At 50.0% G+C, this 15,216-nt stretch carries 15 protein-coding genes and 1 pseudogene; 10 read left to right on the forward strand and 6 right to left on the reverse strand.

What is annotated here, in order from left to right:
• Positions 1–47: 47 nt before the first annotated feature.
• The 3 genes from J2Y43_RS29255 to J2Y43_RS29265 all read right to left on the reverse strand — a co-directional run bounded on the left by J2Y43_RS29255 (position 48) and on the right by J2Y43_RS29265 (position 2,526).
• Entirely contained in the window at positions 48–911 is an 864-nt protein-coding gene (locus tag J2Y43_RS29255; protein WP_309991008.1) for a chromate resistance protein ChrB domain-containing protein, read from the reverse strand.
• Between the two features lie 183 nt (positions 912–1,094).
• Positions 1,095–2,042, reverse strand: a complete 948-nt coding sequence (locus tag J2Y43_RS29260) for an EamA family transporter (protein WP_309991011.1) — start codon at positions 2,040–2,042, stop codon at positions 1,095–1,097.
• A gap of 7 nt (positions 2,043–2,049) precedes the next feature.
• Positions 2,050–2,526 (reverse strand): Lrp/AsnC family transcriptional regulator, encoded by a 477-nt coding sequence (locus tag J2Y43_RS29265; protein WP_309991014.1) that lies wholly within the window; start codon positions 2,524–2,526, stop codon positions 2,050–2,052.
• Between the two features lie 214 nt (positions 2,527–2,740).
• Here J2Y43_RS29265 and J2Y43_RS29270 point away from each other — a divergent pair, with 214 nt between their 5' ends.
• From J2Y43_RS29270 to J2Y43_RS29285, 4 genes are all read left to right on the forward strand, one after another.
• Positions 2,741–3,850: a glycoside hydrolase family 26 protein gene (locus tag J2Y43_RS29270; protein WP_409014512.1), complete on the forward strand. Its 1,110-nt coding sequence runs from the start codon at positions 2,741–2,743 to the stop codon at positions 3,848–3,850.
• Between the two features lie 46 nt (positions 3,851–3,896).
• Positions 3,897–4,355: a hypothetical protein gene (locus J2Y43_RS29275; RefSeq protein ID WP_309991017.1), complete on the forward strand. Its 459-nt coding sequence runs from the start codon at positions 3,897–3,899 to the stop codon at positions 4,353–4,355.
• A gap of 176 nt (positions 4,356–4,531) precedes the next feature.
• Positions 4,532–4,999 carry a hypothetical protein gene (locus tag J2Y43_RS29280; protein ID WP_309991021.1) on the forward strand — a complete coding sequence of 156 codons (468 nt, stop codon included), beginning with the start codon at positions 4,532–4,534 and terminating at the stop codon, positions 4,997–4,999.
• Between the two features lie 101 nt (positions 5,000–5,100).
• Positions 5,101–5,514 (forward strand): hypothetical protein, encoded by a 414-nt coding sequence (locus J2Y43_RS29285; RefSeq protein ID WP_309991023.1) that lies wholly within the window; start codon positions 5,101–5,103, stop codon positions 5,512–5,514.
• Between the two features lie 241 nt (positions 5,515–5,755).
• Here J2Y43_RS29285 and J2Y43_RS33670 read toward each other — a convergent pair.
• Positions 5,756–5,969 (reverse strand): annotated as a pseudogene (locus tag J2Y43_RS33670) (transposase); the annotation flags it as partial.
• 400 nt (positions 5,970–6,369) lie between these two features.
• On the opposite strand from J2Y43_RS33670, the gene J2Y43_RS29295 reads away from it, so the two are divergent.
• The 6 genes from J2Y43_RS29295 (at position 6,370) to J2Y43_RS29320 (ending at position 14,039) form a co-directional block, all read left to right on the forward strand.
• Entirely contained in the window at positions 6,370–7,290 is a 921-nt protein-coding gene (locus J2Y43_RS29295) for a family 2A encapsulin nanocompartment shell protein (protein WP_223405127.1), read from the forward strand.
• Positions 7,274–9,190, forward strand: coding sequence for a family 2A encapsulin nanocompartment cargo protein cysteine desulfurase (locus tag J2Y43_RS29300; protein WP_309991029.1), 1,917 nt, complete (start codon positions 7,274–7,276; stop codon positions 9,188–9,190). The genes J2Y43_RS29295 and J2Y43_RS29300 overlap by 17 nt, the downstream gene beginning before the upstream one ends.
• A 165-nt stretch (positions 9,191–9,355) precedes the next feature.
• Complete coding sequence (locus J2Y43_RS29305; RefSeq protein WP_309991032.1) at positions 9,356–10,159, forward strand: serine O-acetyltransferase; 804 nt, start codon at positions 9,356–9,358, stop codon at positions 10,157–10,159.
• A gap of 110 nt (positions 10,160–10,269) precedes the next feature.
• Positions 10,270–12,234, forward strand: a complete 1,965-nt coding sequence (locus J2Y43_RS29310; RefSeq protein WP_309991034.1) for a UbiA family prenyltransferase — start codon at positions 10,270–10,272, stop codon at positions 12,232–12,234.
• On the forward strand, positions 12,221–12,916 hold the full coding sequence (locus tag J2Y43_RS29315) for a methyltransferase domain-containing protein (protein ID WP_309991039.1): 696 nt from the start codon (positions 12,221–12,223) through the stop codon (positions 12,914–12,916). Before J2Y43_RS29310 ends, J2Y43_RS29315 begins: the two co-directional genes overlap by 14 nt.
• Positions 12,900–14,039, forward strand: coding sequence for an NAD(P)/FAD-dependent oxidoreductase (locus J2Y43_RS29320; RefSeq protein ID WP_309991042.1), 1,140 nt, complete (start codon positions 12,900–12,902; stop codon positions 14,037–14,039). Before J2Y43_RS29315 ends, J2Y43_RS29320 begins: the two co-directional genes overlap by 17 nt.
• On the opposite strand, the gene J2Y43_RS29325 is transcribed toward J2Y43_RS29320, so the two are convergent.
• Both J2Y43_RS29325 and J2Y43_RS29330 read right to left on the reverse strand, forming a co-directional pair.
• Positions 14,001–14,732, reverse strand: coding sequence for a lycopene cyclase domain-containing protein (locus tag J2Y43_RS29325; protein ID WP_309991045.1), 732 nt, complete (start codon positions 14,730–14,732; stop codon positions 14,001–14,003). The genes J2Y43_RS29320 and J2Y43_RS29325 overlap by 39 nt on opposite strands.
• Entirely contained in the window at positions 14,729–15,202 is a 474-nt protein-coding gene (locus J2Y43_RS29330; protein WP_309991048.1) for a sterol desaturase family protein, read from the reverse strand. The genes J2Y43_RS29325 and J2Y43_RS29330 overlap by 4 nt, the downstream gene beginning before the upstream one ends.
• Positions 15,203–15,216: the final 14 nt, after the last annotated feature.

Here is a 15,216-nt window from a genome sequence, read left to right on the forward strand (position 1 = left end):
CCGCCATGCAAGTCTAAAAACCAATGCGCGCGCAGGATAGAACGGTTTTAACGTTTTGTATTTCCTTTACTTTTTCGGACAAATTTTCTGTATTCCGAGGGCGTTTGTCCGGTATGCGCCTTGAAAACGCGGTTGAAATGGCTTTGATCTGAAAAACCGGTAAGGTAGGCGATCTCGGCCAGCGTATCCTCCGAGGATTCGAGCAGCTGAATGGCCTTTTCGATGCGCAACTTCCGGATGTATTCTCCGAAAGAAAGGTTATCGAAGTACCTGGAAAACTCCCTTGAAAGGTAAGCCGGATTTACGTCCAACTCCTCCGATGCGATTTTGAGATTGAAGTTCAGGTTGGTATCGATATGGTCCTGAATGAGGTTTTTGAGGTCCTTGGTCCAGGCGGGTACCTTCGCCTTCTTCTCGCCTTTGTTGCTGATGTAGGTTTTATAAATCTGCAACAACAAATGTTCCGTAGGGCTTTGGGTGTGTTTCTCTTTACGCAAATGCATGGCCCAGCTGTACAATGCGTCGTAAATGAGCATGCCTTGTTCGAGCAACTCTTGGTCATCCCTGGTATTATAAGCCAATCCGGCGGAAATAGCCCAGAGCCCGGATGACTGTAATGATAATGTATGATCGTCGGTATCGGCCCCGCGCACGATGGGCGCGATGACGTTCAGCGCAGGGTCTTTCAATTCGTATTTTTTGATAAAATAATCGAACGTACACTGGTCGTCATAATGGGTGAATTCGACGCCGGGAATGTCGAAAGGTGTTGCGTCGAGCCTTTTCGCCTCAGTGAGCACGTCGCCCTCCGGCACGTAAATGATCTCCGCATTTGCATCGATAAAGCGTCGTATCAGCCAGGGGCATGCCAAACGGTCAATTTTTGGGCGCTCGCGCGTGATCCATTTCATTGGTTTAGGTAAAAGTTACGGACCAAATATAGTAATGCAAGGCGAGAATGTAGGCCTGATATGAATACAGGAGGCCCCGCCGGGACCGACATTTCTCCCTAGTTCCATGGGAGCTTTCTTAACAAAGCAAAAGACCAGAAACGATGCGCGTCCCTGGTCTTTATTACACGAAGAGATTATCACCTAAAACGTAGTGGCTACCTGCTTAGGCTTTCTGTATTTATGCAGGTTAATCAACAAGACGCTTCCCAAAATCACGATCAGACCCGAAATTTGTAATGGTGTAATCGATTCATGTGCGAAGAAAACCCCCAGCAACACGGCTACGACCGGATTGACATATGCGTAGGTGCTCACTTTCGTAGCGGGTTGTACTTTTAAAAGCCATACATAAGCACTGAATGCCGCGATAGAGCCGAACATGATCAGGTAACCGGTGGCCAGCCACGCATTGGTAGGGATGGCAGCAATGTCAAGAGAGGCAAATTCACCCGAAAAAAATGCACCGGGAACAAATGCGATACCTGCGGCAAGCATCTGCCAGGTGGAGTTGACTGTTGCAGAGTTCGATACCGAGTTGTATTTGGAATACAAAGATCCGCCCGCCCAGGCCATCGAGCCTAACACGACGAGTACCATCGCAAAAAGATCGCGGCCGCTGTTCAATGACGATACGGTTGCCATGATCTTTTCATAAAACAGTAATATCACGCCGGCAAAACCTACGACCAGGCCCAAAATAGTTGATTTGTTGCTCAAATTCTCCGACCATTTTGGTTTGTCGAGCAACACAAACCACAATGGCGACGATGATACCATAATAGCTACCATTGCGCTCGGCAGGAATTGCTCCACCCAAATGACGACACCATTGCCGACGAACAGCAACAATAAACCCGTCACAATGGCGGGCTTCATTACTTTCCAGGAAAATACCTCTTCGCCTTGCATCAGGCTCCAACCGAGCATCAGTAGGCCGGCGATGATGAAGCGGAATGCGCCCAGAAAAAACGGCGGAAAGCCTTCCAGGGCTCTCTGGATGAAAAAATAGGTGGATCCCCAAACTATGTACACGGTGGCGAATGCCAGTACCACCATTAATGTTGACGGAGTTTTTGTTGACGTTTGCATGGCGATTTCATTTTTCTGGTATAACTAATTGTTGCTCTTCCTTGACCGTTTCGAGTACGATCGTAGTGCGTGTGGATGTGATACTTTGTATTTTGCTGAACTTGTTGCGCATCAGGTCCATAAGCGACGCCGAGTCGGCCGTGCGGACTTTTACCATATAACAATCCTCGCCCGCAATGTGATGAACCTCCTGTACTTCCGGTATTTTGGCGAGCTCCTTGGCGGTATTGTTGCTGCCCATACCCTCCGACGATTTCATCGCAATGAATGCCAGCAGCGTCTGTCCCAAAGCCACCGGGCTGATGCGCGTCGTGTATTTGACGATCACCTGCTTCTGTTCCAGCTTTTTGACCCTTTCCAGCACCGCCGAGGGGGCCATTTCCAGCTCGCGCGCGAGATCGGCATTGGTCATTCGCGCGTTCTCCTGCATGAGGCGGAGAATGCTGAGGTCGGTTTTATCGAGAATAATTTCAGTTCCGTTCATGAGTCTGTCAGATGGGGGTCGAATAGAATAATATTCAAAAAAATGCGTTGTATTCTGAATATAGTTCAGTTATTACAATGAGGGAATTATAAAAGTTCGTCAGGGTTAATAAATTTTCGAATTTTATTCTAAATAATCGAAAAATAAGTGGCGATCGTGCGGAATGGGAATATTTACCATCTTTACATGATCTCTAATCCCGAACCATACACGCATGAAAAGACTTGTAATGAGCCTGTTAAGTGCATTGCTCTGCGCCTTAGCCGCAAATGCACAAATCGATACCAAAGCAACTCCGGAGACCGCCGCGCTCTACCGTAACCTCAAAAAACTCTCTGAACAACATATTCTTTTCGGGCACCAGCACGCGACGGAGTACGGGCACGGCTGGGCGGGCGACGAGGAGCGCTCGGACGTGAAATCGGTGACGGGCTCGCATCCCGCGGTGATCGGCGTCGATTTTATGGGGCTCTCGGGCCGGCCTGCGGACGAGATCGCCAAAACGGCCGAGGCCTTGCGGAAGAACGTGGTGGCGACCTACAACCGCGGCGGGATTACGACGGTTGCCTGGCACTTTTCCAATCCGGCGTCGGAGGGTGGGTTTTATTGGAAAGATGATGTTTCCAAACCGGCGATGGCGCTTATCAAACCGGGTGGTTCGCACCACGAGCAATATAAGCTGATTCTCAAAACAATCGCCGACTTCGCACATTCGGTCAAAGGCAAGGACGGCACGCTCGCGCCGATGATTTTCAGGCCGTTCCACGAGTTCGACGGCGACTGGTTCTGGTGGGGCAAGGCGCATACTTCAAAAGAGGATTTCATCGCGGTCTGGCGCTTCACCGTTTCCTACCTGCGCGATCAGCTGGGTGTGCACAATTTCCTTTACGCATTCTCTCCCGACAATAAATTCACCTCCCAATACGAATTTCTCGAACGCTACCCCGGCAACGAATGGGTAGATATGGTAGGAATGGACAACTACGGCGATTTCGGTCGCGACGGCAAGTACAACCTCGAAGCCGGTTTAAAGAAGCTCAGAATCGTGTCAGACTATGCGCAAAAAGCCGGTAAGTTGGCCGCGTTTACCGAAACCGGTCTTGAAAGCATTCCGAACCCCACCTGGTGGACGGAAACTTTACTCAAAACCCTGAAAGCGGAGAAATTGCAGCTCGCATACGTGCTCGTGTGGCGCAACGATACCAAAAGTCCTACCCATTTTTATGCCCCCTTCCATGGCCAGGTCAGTGAGGCGGATTTCGTGAAGTTCTATCATGATCCTTATACTTTGTTTGAAAAGGATTTGAAGGAGATATATAAATAAGTGCGCCTTATGAGTTTAAGATTTGTATAAAATTACTAAAAACCATATGATGATCTTCACTGACAAACTTATCCGACGCAAAAACCTCTTCTTATTGACCGGCCTGTTCATGACCTTAGTGGCAGTTTCCTGTGCGCCAAAATATGATCCCAAGCCCGCGCCGGACAGGCGACTTCCCGAAATGCAGACTAATGTGGCCACTTTTAGCACGTCGGGCAATGCGGTGGAAAATTTCAACCTCAGTTTCACAAGCCTGGGAAATGTTGCGATCGAGGAGTACGGCATTGTATATGCTTTTTTACCGGACACTACCGCGGTAAACCTCGTCATCGGTGGGGCCTATCCCACGGCCAAGTTCAAGAACGCCCCGAGAATGGGTGCAAATACGGAAACTTTCAACATTAGTTTTCCTTCCGGTATGCATGCATTATCCTATCGGGCTTATGCAAGAGTCGCTGGGGGCGAAGTGCGGTATGCGACCAACCGACTGAACAAAACGTACTAGTTCTTGCCAAGTAGTCCTGCGAGCCAGGGGCAGGGTAGGAGGCGATCGGAGAATCCTGTCAGGAGCGATTTGAATGTGTGTGTAAAAAGCCGTTTGATAATCGAGCGGTTGCCGCTTGGTGGTTAGGTCAGGAACAGTTGATTTCAGCTGGTTATTATTGCCGAAAAACAAAAGCAATGATGACGCGCAATCAAAAACTTATCCGCTATACACACCACTTTTTATTTTGGACGATTCTGTCGTTTTCCGCCTGCACACTCTCGTGCACCAACCACACGCACAAGAATGATCCCAAGCCGGAAGAAAAAATTTTCCCGGAAATTCACACCGGCCCGGCTACATTCCATGCGCTGGGTGGTGTGATTGAGACTTTCACCGTGAATTTTGAAAAGTTCGGCAACATTCCCGTGGAGGAATATGGGGTCGTGTACGCGTTTTTGCCCGAAACAACGTCGGTAGAGCTCGTAGTGGATGGTCCATATCCCGTTGCAAAGTTCAAAGGGACGGCGAAACTAGGACTCAATACGGAGACTTTTAAAATCGGTTTCCCTACCAATATGCATGCGTTGTCGTATCGTGCCTATGTAAAACTGAAAGGCGGTGAGGTGCGCTATGCCGACAATTATTTCAGCAGAGTTTATTAGTCATGCACCGCGCGTTTTTATTGATCGGAGAGCTGTCTTTGCGCATTAAAACGAGCTGTTGGTCTTTGTTTAATTTTTTGGTAAAAAAACGGATGAGAGTAATGAAAATACAAATATCGGGACTTGTTAATTTGTCCGCAGCATTAGTGCTTTCACTGGGACTTTTGTCTTGTGACCCGTATCCAAGGTCAGGGATGATAATAAAGACCGGCCCCGCGTCATTTATGAAGCCGCTTGTGGGTATTAGTACTTTTGTTGTTATGTTCGATTCTTTGGGCAGAGTAGGAATTGAAGAATACGGAACTGCTTACTCGTTTGACGATGACGTTAAGGATAGTCTCTTATACGCAATGGATCCGAAAGTTGTTTTTGACTTACCCGCAAAACTGCATTCGAATGAAAAGGTAGTAAATATCGAATTCCCAATAGAGACACACAAACTTCGCTACCGCGCATATGCAAAGTTGAAAGGAGGAGAAATCAAATTCGGTGAGCTAGTTATAGTGAACTTTTAGTTGAACTAATCATGCACTGCCCGCTCCTGAAACTTCCGGCTGAGCAGATGGTAGTTGAATAATTCCACCAGATCAATGAGGACAGTGTTCGGGTCATTGGCGTTTAGATACGTCCGCACTTTCCGGATGAAGTCGTAAAGTGGTTCATAGTATTTATGGCCGGTTTCTTCCTGGAAATCCTGGATGGTGAACGTGTTGCCTTTTTTGAGGATCATGTATACGGCGATAAAAAAGTAGGAGATCGGGAGCTTGCTGCCTTCGAGCACGGTGCCGCTCTGTAACGTCGTGCGGAACCGGCATTGCTTGCATTGAAACTGCTGCTTCGGCGCGAGCCAATAATGATGGGTGCCGCCGCATTTCTTGCAGGTGATCCCACGCCGTAACCTGAAATCCTTGAATGCCTCCGTCGCGATGGTTTCGTTCTTGTAAATATCGATCAGATTGCCCGCTTGCATAATAAAATGATAGAATGAGAAGTCCAAAGCTAGCAAAAAAGTTAATATAATATAAAGCCTATGGAATTTATATAGAATATTTTTAGTGGTAAGCTTTCGAATCGATCAATCCACGAATTCTATAAAAACGATAGGAGAATGAGCCAAATTTTAGTCGGTAGTCAAGTGGTTTTTGAGCATATTATTTCTGGTGTTTGATGAATGAAAACAGTATCTTGGTATAATCTATGGAGGCTGGCCGGTTTGAGAAATGAGGTGGCAAACGGCTGGTGGCAGGTTATGGGGTTCTTTAAATGCCTGATTTATAGTTCACGTATGTTTGTGATCGTTAATCCGGCCGCGCTCTGGCAATACCCGGTGGCGCAATGCAGCTCGTTTCTCATTAATAATCAAATACAGAATGGCCAAGTTAAACCAAAATCAAACTGCGCTCGGTGACGTGGCAGCACGGCAGTTAGCGATCGCAACCCGTACGGTGCCTCAGTTCGAGGCCATCACACCGCGCTGGCTGACGCATTTGCTGAACTGGATTCCCGTAGAGTCCGGCGTTTACCGCCTGAACAAGGTAAAAGAAGGCAGCACCGCGGAAGTAGATTGCTCCCGTCGCGACGAACGCGAGTTGCCCCATACTTTTATCGACTACGTTGAGAACCCGCGCGAATACAACCTGACGGCCGTGAATACGGTGCTCGACGTGCATACCCGCGTGTCGGATTTGTACAGCAAGCCTTATAACCAGATCAGCGAGCAGCTGCGCCTGACGATCGAAAGCATTAAAGAGCGCCAGGAAAGCGAGCTGATCAATAATGGTGAATATGGCCTGCTTTCGAGCATTGCCGACAAGCAGAAGATCTCAACGCGCCTGGGCCCACCGACGCCGGACGATTTGGATGAGTTGCTTACCAAAGTTTGGAAAGAGCCCGGGTTCTTCCTGTTGCACCCGAAAGCCATTGCCGCGTTCGGCCGCGAGTGTACGCGCAAGGGCGTTCCACCTCCGACGATCTCGCTTTTCGGCTCCCAGTTCATTACATGGCGGGGCATTCCACTGATTCCCTCCGATAAAGTGCCTATCGAAAACGGCAAAACGAAGATCCTTTTGCTCCGCACGGGTGAAAGCCGTCAGGGCGTAGTAGGATTGTATCAACCGGGTTTGCCGGGTGAGCAGTCGCCGGGGCTTTCTGTCCGTTTTATGGGCATCAACGACAAGGCCATCGCCTCGTACCTGGTATCGCTATATTGTTCGCTAGCCGTGCTGGTAGACGACGCGATTGCCGTTTTGGAGGATGTAGAAATCGGTAACTACCATGAATACAAATATTGACGGCCAGCCGATTGGTCTGCCAGACGGCATCCCAAGTGATTTCTCAGGCGGTTCTTCGGGCAATTTGCCCGACGCCCATGCTCTGGAGCGGCTCGCCAACGAGCTTTTCAAGGCATTACCGGGCGAAATGCCGTCTCCCGTTTTCTCGCCGAACCTGGAAGACCATCCGAGGGCGCAAAAAATGATGGGCATCATTCAGCAGGAGTTCGGAGGTAGGCAGTCGCCATCGAACGCATATGCGCAATCGCATCAGGATTTCGATGTGAGCGAGCCGCAAACGAGCCTGCCCGATCCGCATTTTACGGATGGCCACGTCCCGCCGTCGGCGGCGGGTGTAGGCATTTCGCCGGCCAGCCAGGTGCCGGCCGGCCAGGTACCAGCCGGTCAGTCGCCCGCAGGCACTACGAACCCGGCATTTCCTTATCAGGATCACCAGCATGATTTGACAGACGTGTTCAACCGGCTTCCGAATTTCGGCAGTTCAGCGCATTTGCCATACGCGGGTGCTGCACCATCGCTGCCGTCCTATTATTTTCTGAATGAAAATTTCACGGAAAAACCGCATGTTCCCGGCGCTGCCAATTTTTTGTCGCACAGCTTTTCGCCGTTTTCATTCGGAAATATTCACGTCGGCAACGATCGTGATCAGCTCGGCCGCTCCGTGCAGAGCCCGATCGGCAAGATACCTTTTGATATAAACCGCGTTCGCAGCGACTTCCCCATATTCAAGGAGCGCGTGAATGGCAAGCCATTGATCTGGTTCGATAATGCGGCTACTACCCAGAAGCCGAAGCAGGTGATCGATCGGATCAGCTATTTCTACGAACACGAAAATTCCAACATTCACCGCGCCGCGCACGAGCTCGCCGCCCGCGCCACGGACGCCTACGAGGGCGCACGTGAGAAGGTACGGGCATTTGTGAATGCGAGGTCGGTCAATGAGATCGTGTTTGTACGGGGTACTACCGAGGCGATTAACCTCGTAGCTAAAACCTGGGGCGACCAAAACCTGAATGCGGGCGATGAAATCATCGTAAGTCACCTCGAACACCACGCGAACATCGTACCCTGGAAGCAATTAGCGGATAAAAAAGGCTTGGTACTACGTGTGATCCCCGTGGACGACGACGGCCAGATTTTGCTCGACGCCTACGCCGGATTGTTGAGCCCGAAAACCAAACTCGTGTCCTTTACACAGGTTTCGAATGCATTGGGGACCGTAACTCCCGCGAAGCAGATCATCGAAATGGCGCATTCCGTGGGAGCGAAAGTGCTGCTCGACGGCGCGCAATCCGTTTCGCACCTTCGGACGGACGTGACAGGTCTCAATTGCGACTGGTTTGTATTCTCCGGTCACAAAGTTTTCGGCCCGACGGGAATCGGCGCATTGTACGGAAAAGAGGACATCCTGAATGCGACGCAACCGTGGCAGGGTGGGGGTAATATGATTGTGGACGTGACATTCGAACACATTCAGTACCATAATGCGCCTTCGCGCTTCGAGGCGGGTACGGGCAACATCGCCGATGCGGTAGGCCTCGGTGCGGCATTGGATTATGTAAACCAGCTCGGTATCGAGAATATCCATCAGTACGAACATTTCCTGCTCGAATATGCGACCGGTTTGATGAAAAATGTGCCGGGCTTGCGGCTGATCGGTACTGCGAAGGAAAAAGCTTCAGTGCTGTCGTTTGTTCTGGATGGTTATAAAACCGAGGAGGTAGGTGCGGCGCTCAACAAGGAAGGCATCGCCGTACGCTCGGGCCACCACTGCGCACAGCCTATCCTGAGACGGTTCGGCCTGGAAACCACCGTGCGCCCTTCTCTCGCGTTTTACAATACCTGTGAGGAGATAGACGTACTCGTGGCAACGCTGCACCGGCTGAGCGGGCGCCGCTGAGGATTGACGACCGACCGCCGACTACTCCTGACTACCAATGACCGCTCTTGACTACCCATGACAATCAATGACTACCACTGACCACCATCGTCGCGGCCCGGCGATCGGCGGTCAATGGTCGGTCGTCGGCGGTCATTTTGCAAATCCGCCCATCAAACAACCCCAATGCCATCATCACTCATCGATCTTCTTAAAAAAACGCATCATGCCGAGTGGGAGGCGACTCCTTCCTGGCATGATGCCACAGCCTGGCTCGACGACCTGATCCATTTTCTTTTTCCGAGCAATAATTTGCCTAAAAAGACCTCCTATGAAGGTATTTTAAAGAAAAATCAGATCGATCTTGAAAATATCCTGCTCAGTTACCTCGACCCTAAAAAGGTGGCCATCGAGCAAAAAGTGGCTTCTTTTTACGACGAGCTGGAAGGGATTTACAAGAACCTGCGCCTCGACGCCAGCAAAATCTACGAATACGACCCGGCGGCTACGAGCGTCAACGAAGTGATCGTTTCGTACCCCGGTTTTTATGCGATCGCGGTCTACCGCATTGCCAATTATCTGAGCGTCCTGCAAATTCCCGTGCTGCCGCGCATTCTCACGGAATATGCGCATGGTAAAACAGGTGTTGATATTCACCCGGAGGCTACTATCGGCGTGCCGTTCATGATCGATCATGGCACCGGCATTGTGATCGGTGCTACCTCGGTGATCGGGAAGAATGTGAGCATTTACCAAGGGGTCACGTTGGGTGCATTGCAGGTTGCGAAAGAGCTTTACAATACCAAACGCCACCCTACGGTAGGCGATAACGTCATTATTTACGCGCGGACAACCATCCTGGGAGGCGACACTGTTATCGGCGAAAACAGCGTGATCGGCGGCAGTGTTTTCCTCACCAAAAGCGTAGCGCCCAACTCGCAGGTGTTTAACACGCATCAGCTGCGCATTACGACCCGCGGGGAAGGGTGACGGTCTGCCATACGACCATGGACGATCGACTATGGACCATGTTTTGCGTTATGCTACGGTCTATGGTCGGCGGTCCATGGTCCTATTTCATTTTTCGCTAAATTGGCCCCATGCCGATCACCCGTAGCACCATCAAACTCCTGAGAATCCCGTTCTCGTTTTTCCTTGCGCCGCTGTTCTTGTTTGCTTACAGCCAGGCCGAGACGGTGGTGCACAGGCAAGCCTTATGGAGCTTTCTGATTATCCATTTCCTGGTTTACCCGGCCAGTAATGGCTACAACAGTTACGTCGACCGCGACGAGGATAGTATCGGCGGGCTCGAAAAACCGCCGCTGCCCACGCGCGACCTCTTTTACCTCACAATTTTTTTGGATGTTGCCGCAACCGTTCTGGCGCTTACTTTCGTAAACACATTGTTCGCGTTTTGTCTCGTGCTTTACATCGGGGCATCCAGGGCGTATAGTTCGCGGCAAATCAGGCTGAAAAAGTACCCGGTAGTCGGTTTTCTCACCGTGGTGATTTTTCAGGGGGCATTTACCTACTATATGTCGATTGCCGGCATTTCGGGTGGCGCGTTGCGGCTCGATGCGGCGAACATCTTCGTGTTACTGGGCTGTTCTTTCCAGATCGCGGGCGCGTATCCGCTCACGCAGGTGTACCAGCACAAGCAGGACCTGCGCGACGGCGTGGTTACGCTGAGCTATAAGTTGGGCTATATCGGCACTTTTGCATTTACGGCGGCCATGTTTGTGCTCTGCAATGTGTTTTATTATTTGTATTTTACGACCAGGGAACTTGGAATGATTTTTTACATTGTCCAGGTGTTTTTCATTCCTATCGTGATCTGGTTCGGAATTTGGTTTTCGCTCGTTTGGAAGGACTATCGGCAGGCCAATTTTCGGAATACCATGCGGATGAACTGGATAGCGGCGATTTGCATGAATAGTTGTTTCATCGTTTTAATTATTATCAACAGAATTCCATTGAGTTATCTATCCTCTATTGAAACAGCCGTTCCCGAATATGGTTATGCACAGGAAACGCTCACCGATTTCTACCTGCGATCGACCGACGACCTGAATACCCGCCGGAAAATAAAGATCGTAGCCGCTAAAACCGGCATTGAAAAGCGATACTCCGTCATTCCCGATTTTGATAAGAACCCCGAAGATTTCAACTTTTTCAACCGGAATGCCGCATTAATGCCGGAGCCGACGCTTTCGGACCGCATGCAGCTTTACCAGAAACACGCGACTGCACTTTCAAAGAAGGCAATAGAGCAAATTCACGATTTTGAAAATATTAAAACGGGTATTACCCATTTGATCACCGTCACCTGCACAGGGCTATTTGCACCTGGGTTGGATGTCGAGCTTATGCGTGAATTGAAGCTAAACCCTTCGATTCAACGGAGCAGCGTTAATTTTATGGGTTGCAACGCGGCGATTTTAGCACTGAAAAACGCGGACGCCATTTGTAAAAGTCATGTAAATGCGAAAGTACTGGTGGTGTGTACGGAGCTTTGTACGATCCATTTTCAGAAGCGGTATAATGACGATTACCTGCTTTCGAATATGATTTTCGGGGATGGTGCGGCGGCATTGCTGGTATCATCGCTGCCGGACGATCGCTATCTGCATCCGGTGAAGATCGATGGCTTCAATTCGATGGTGCTGCATAATGGCTATTCGGATATGGCCTGGCAGCTCTCGGAGACGGGTTTTATCATGAACCTTTCATCGTATGTGCCCGATCTGATCCGCGAGCATATCGGTCCTATGCTTAAATCAGTGGACCTGAAACCGGAAGAGTACCGGCATTGGGCGGTGCATCCGGGCGGAAAACGCATTGTAGACGATTTTGGGACGGCGTTGGAGTTGGACAAATGTCTGCTCGGCCCTACCTACAATGTGCTTAAAAACTATGGAAATATGTCGTCGCCGACGGTGCTGTTTGTCCTGAAAGAAGTGCTTGAAGCAGCGAAGCCCGAGCATTTGGGTAACCGCATTTTCGCCGCTGCATTTGGTCCGGGGCTTAGCATCGAAACCATGCAGTTGCGGTATGTTCAGGCATAGGAGCTTGCAGAAAGAGCTGCTCGACCGGGACGATATCCCTACGGCAGATCTTTTTCAAAATCTACGCGAGCTGGATTTTATCAACCACTGGCTGGGTGGGTACGACATTTCATTCGCTGCATTGAAACGTGTGCTGCAAAAAGGCAGGTCTTACACGCTCGTCGATATTGGTTGCGGGGGCGGCGATACCCTCAAACGCATTGCTCAATGGAACCGGAAGGCAGGCTTCACGCTCGACCTCTACGGCGTCGATCTCAAATCCGATTGCATTGCCTATGCCGAAGAAAACCTCCAAAACAGCGGCGTGACGCTCATTTGCGATGATTATCGCAACACTTACAAGCATTTACACCAGGTCGATATCATCCACGCCTGCCTTTTTTGTCACCATCTTACCAATGAGGATCTTCAAGAACTGGTGCAGTTTGCATTAAGCAACAGGGCCATTCTGGTTATCAATGATCTGGAAAGAAACCCGTTGGCCCATTATTCGATCAAATGGCTGACGCGCCTGTTTTCAAAATCATACCTTGTGAAAAACGACGCGCCGCTTTCTGTTTTAAGGGGTTTTAAGAAGAAAGAATGGCTGGAAATACTGCAACGATCGGGCGCCACTCGATTTTCTGTACGTAACAAATGGGCGTTCCGACATGAAGTGATTGTGTATGGAAACGCGGACTGAACATTTCGAATGTGCGATCATCGGCGGCGGGCTGGCGGGACTTTGTCTGGCTATTCAATTGGCCGATCGTGGTGTTTCGGTGGCGGTATTCGAGAAGGGAAGATATCCGTTTCACAAGGTTTGCGGGGAATATATTTCGATGGAAAGCTGGCCTTTTCTGGAAAGTCTGGGTGTGCCGCTTGCTGATCTCGCATTGCCCAAAATAGATAGCCTGGGCATTAGTTCTGACCGCGGATTCCTATTGAATCACAACCTCGGAATGGGTGGTTTCGGCATTAGCCGGTACAGCCTGGATAATTCTCTTTTCGAAATAGCCTCGCGCAAGGGTGTGCGCGTGGTGCAGGAATGCCGCGTGACGGACGTGCAGGGAAATCCTGCGGACGGTTTTCAGATCCATACCACCGCGGGTGGTTTTACATCCAAAGTTGTCTGCGGAAGCTACGGCAAATATACACCGCAATTTGTTCACTCACAGGAAACCAATGCGTCCCAGGCCGATAACCAGAATTATATCGGGGTCAAGTATCATATTCAAACCGATTTCCCGGCCAATCGAATTGAACTGCACAATTTTCGAGACGGCTATTGTGGTATTTCAACTGTCGATAACGGTTGGCGCTGCCTGTGTTACCTCACTACCGCGCGAAATCTTTTGGAAAATGGAAAGGATGTAAAGCAAATGGAAGAAGCGGTGTTATTCCAAAATCCCTTCCTGAAAAGCTACTTTCAAAATGCCTGGTTTGTAAATGCGCAGCCGTTGGTGATCAGCAACGTTCAATTCAATAAAAAGCAAACCAATTCAAATGGCATTTTCCTGCTCGGTGATGCGGCAGGTTCCATTACACCGCTTTGCGGCAATGGTATGAGCATGGGAATGCGCGCTTCCAAGCTGCTGGCGGAGCAGGTATTGCTGCTTTTTAATGGAAAACAAACGCATGAATCCGCTCTGCAAAATTATCATCGCGCCTGGAATGCTGCATTCGGAACACGAATCAGGGCGGGATATCATTTGCAAAAGCTTTTCGGCAAAAGCCGAACGACCGATTTGGCTTTGAAAGCGCTGGACAAATCCCCGTGGCTTACTTCAAAGCTGGTTGCACTCACGCACGGAGAGGTGTTTTAAGGATTGCTTTTTTTCGGCTTTTTGGAGAAAGTATTCGAACAAAAAAGCATTGAGCAGCAGCAGTAACATGCCGTAAAAAATATCCTCGATGGGAATAGTGAAAATGCGTACCCCCAGGTTTTCCGCATTATTATACCAGACAACCGGTTTTTCAGGCCCGGTACCGGTGAGAATGCCGTTCACGATGAAGAACGGTATCAGCAGAAATTGGTGCGAGTAGTAGAACAAACCAAGCCATTTAGGTTTGGCCTGCCACTTTAAATAGATAAGAAAAATCGCCAGCCAGCTCATGGCAGAGGATGTGTAATAACGGCCCGCGCCCACAAGGCCGAGCAGCAGACAAAGACCAATGAAAACCCAGGTAACCATCTGCTCCGACCTCAAATGCAACTGCCCTTTCCACTGCCTGAAACAGAAATAGGTGAACATGCAGGCATAAGGAATGCAGATGAAGAACAGGACCTCCTCGATGGGCAAGCCGAACAGCCCGAAGCCGGTGAGATATGCAGGCGTAAATCCCCAAACGCCGATTTGCGTAAAATAACTGTCCCAAATAATGAATGGTACTGCCGAGAGCAATATCGCCAGCCATAGCGCTTTCCAATGCCTGTACAGCCGGATTTTGGGATGAAATGAGGCGATGAGCGGTACCGAAATAGCGCCCAGGTCGACCAGCAGGTAGAGCAGCTTCATCTGGCGCCAGCTTTTTGCGCTTCACGGAAATATTTCAGTGGCACCCAGAGCATCCCGAAGCATTCGCCGCCATGCTTGCCAAGGTGCTTGTGGTGCATCTTGTGCGCGCGGCGGATGGCCTTCAAATAAACGGAATCGGTATTCCTGAAAACTCGGAAGCGCTGGTGGATAAATACATCGTGCACCAGGAAATAGGTGAACCCGTAAATGGTAATGCCCAGCCCGATCCAGAAAAGGTGGTTGAACCCTGCATCGAGACCTAGCCACAGACAGGCAATGCCGGGTGTCGCGAAAATCGCGAAGAAGTAGTCGTTTTTCTCGAAAAAATCACCGTCGTCGCGCTGGTGATGGTCGTGATGTAGCGACCACAACAGTCCGTGCATCAGGTATTTATGGGCCAGCCAGGCCACACATTCCATTGCCACGAATGCGGCCAGGGTAATCAACAAGTTGAGCGTCCAATGTGGCATCAGGCTGGTATTTA

Origin of the sequence: Dyadobacter sp. BE31, from assembly GCF_031457695.1 — a bacterium.
In the GTDB taxonomy this organism is placed as follows: Bacteria; Bacteroidota; Bacteroidia; order Cytophagales; family Spirosomataceae; genus Dyadobacter.

What these genes read in the sequence shown, in the direction of transcription:
- J2Y43_RS29280 (WP_309991021.1), top strand. Translation starts at nt 4,532, where the DNA reads ATGATGACGCGCAATCAAAAACTTATCCGCTATACACACCACTTTTTA.
- J2Y43_RS29255 (WP_309991008.1), bottom strand. Translation starts at nt 911, where the DNA reads ATGAAATGGATCACGCGCGAGCGCCCAAAAATTGACCGTTTGGCATGC.
- J2Y43_RS29265 (WP_309991014.1), bottom strand. Translation starts at nt 2,526, where the DNA reads ATGAACGGAACTGAAATTATTCTCGATAAAACCGACCTCAGCATTCTC.
- J2Y43_RS29295 (WP_223405127.1), top strand. Translation starts at nt 6,370, where the DNA reads ATGGCCAAGTTAAACCAAAATCAAACTGCGCTCGGTGACGTGGCAGCA.
- J2Y43_RS29270 (WP_409014512.1), top strand. Translation starts at nt 2,741, where the DNA reads ATGAAAAGACTTGTAATGAGCCTGTTAAGTGCATTGCTCTGCGCCTTA.
- J2Y43_RS29330 (WP_309991048.1), bottom strand. Translation starts at nt 15,202, where the DNA reads ATGCCACATTGGACGCTCAACTTGTTGATTACCCTGGCCGCATTCGTG.
- J2Y43_RS29260 (WP_309991011.1), bottom strand. Translation starts at nt 2,042, where the DNA reads ATGCAAACGTCAACAAAAACTCCGTCAACATTAATGGTGGTACTGGCA.
- J2Y43_RS29325 (WP_309991045.1), bottom strand. Translation starts at nt 14,732, where the DNA reads ATGAAGCTGCTCTACCTGCTGGTCGACCTGGGCGCTATTTCGGTACCG.
- J2Y43_RS29275 (WP_309991017.1), top strand. Translation starts at nt 3,897, where the DNA reads ATGATGATCTTCACTGACAAACTTATCCGACGCAAAAACCTCTTCTTA.
- J2Y43_RS29285 (WP_309991023.1), top strand. Translation starts at nt 5,101, where the DNA reads ATGAAAATACAAATATCGGGACTTGTTAATTTGTCCGCAGCATTAGTG.
- J2Y43_RS29320 (WP_309991042.1), top strand. Translation starts at nt 12,900, where the DNA reads ATGGAAACGCGGACTGAACATTTCGAATGTGCGATCATCGGCGGCGGG.
- J2Y43_RS29305 (WP_309991032.1), top strand. Translation starts at nt 9,356, where the DNA reads ATGCCATCATCACTCATCGATCTTCTTAAAAAAACGCATCATGCCGAG.
- J2Y43_RS29310 (WP_309991034.1), top strand. Translation starts at nt 10,270, where the DNA reads ATGCCGATCACCCGTAGCACCATCAAACTCCTGAGAATCCCGTTCTCG.
- J2Y43_RS29300 (WP_309991029.1), top strand. Translation starts at nt 7,274, where the DNA reads ATGAATACAAATATTGACGGCCAGCCGATTGGTCTGCCAGACGGCATC.
- J2Y43_RS29315 (WP_309991039.1), top strand. Translation starts at nt 12,221, where the DNA reads ATGTTCAGGCATAGGAGCTTGCAGAAAGAGCTGCTCGACCGGGACGAT.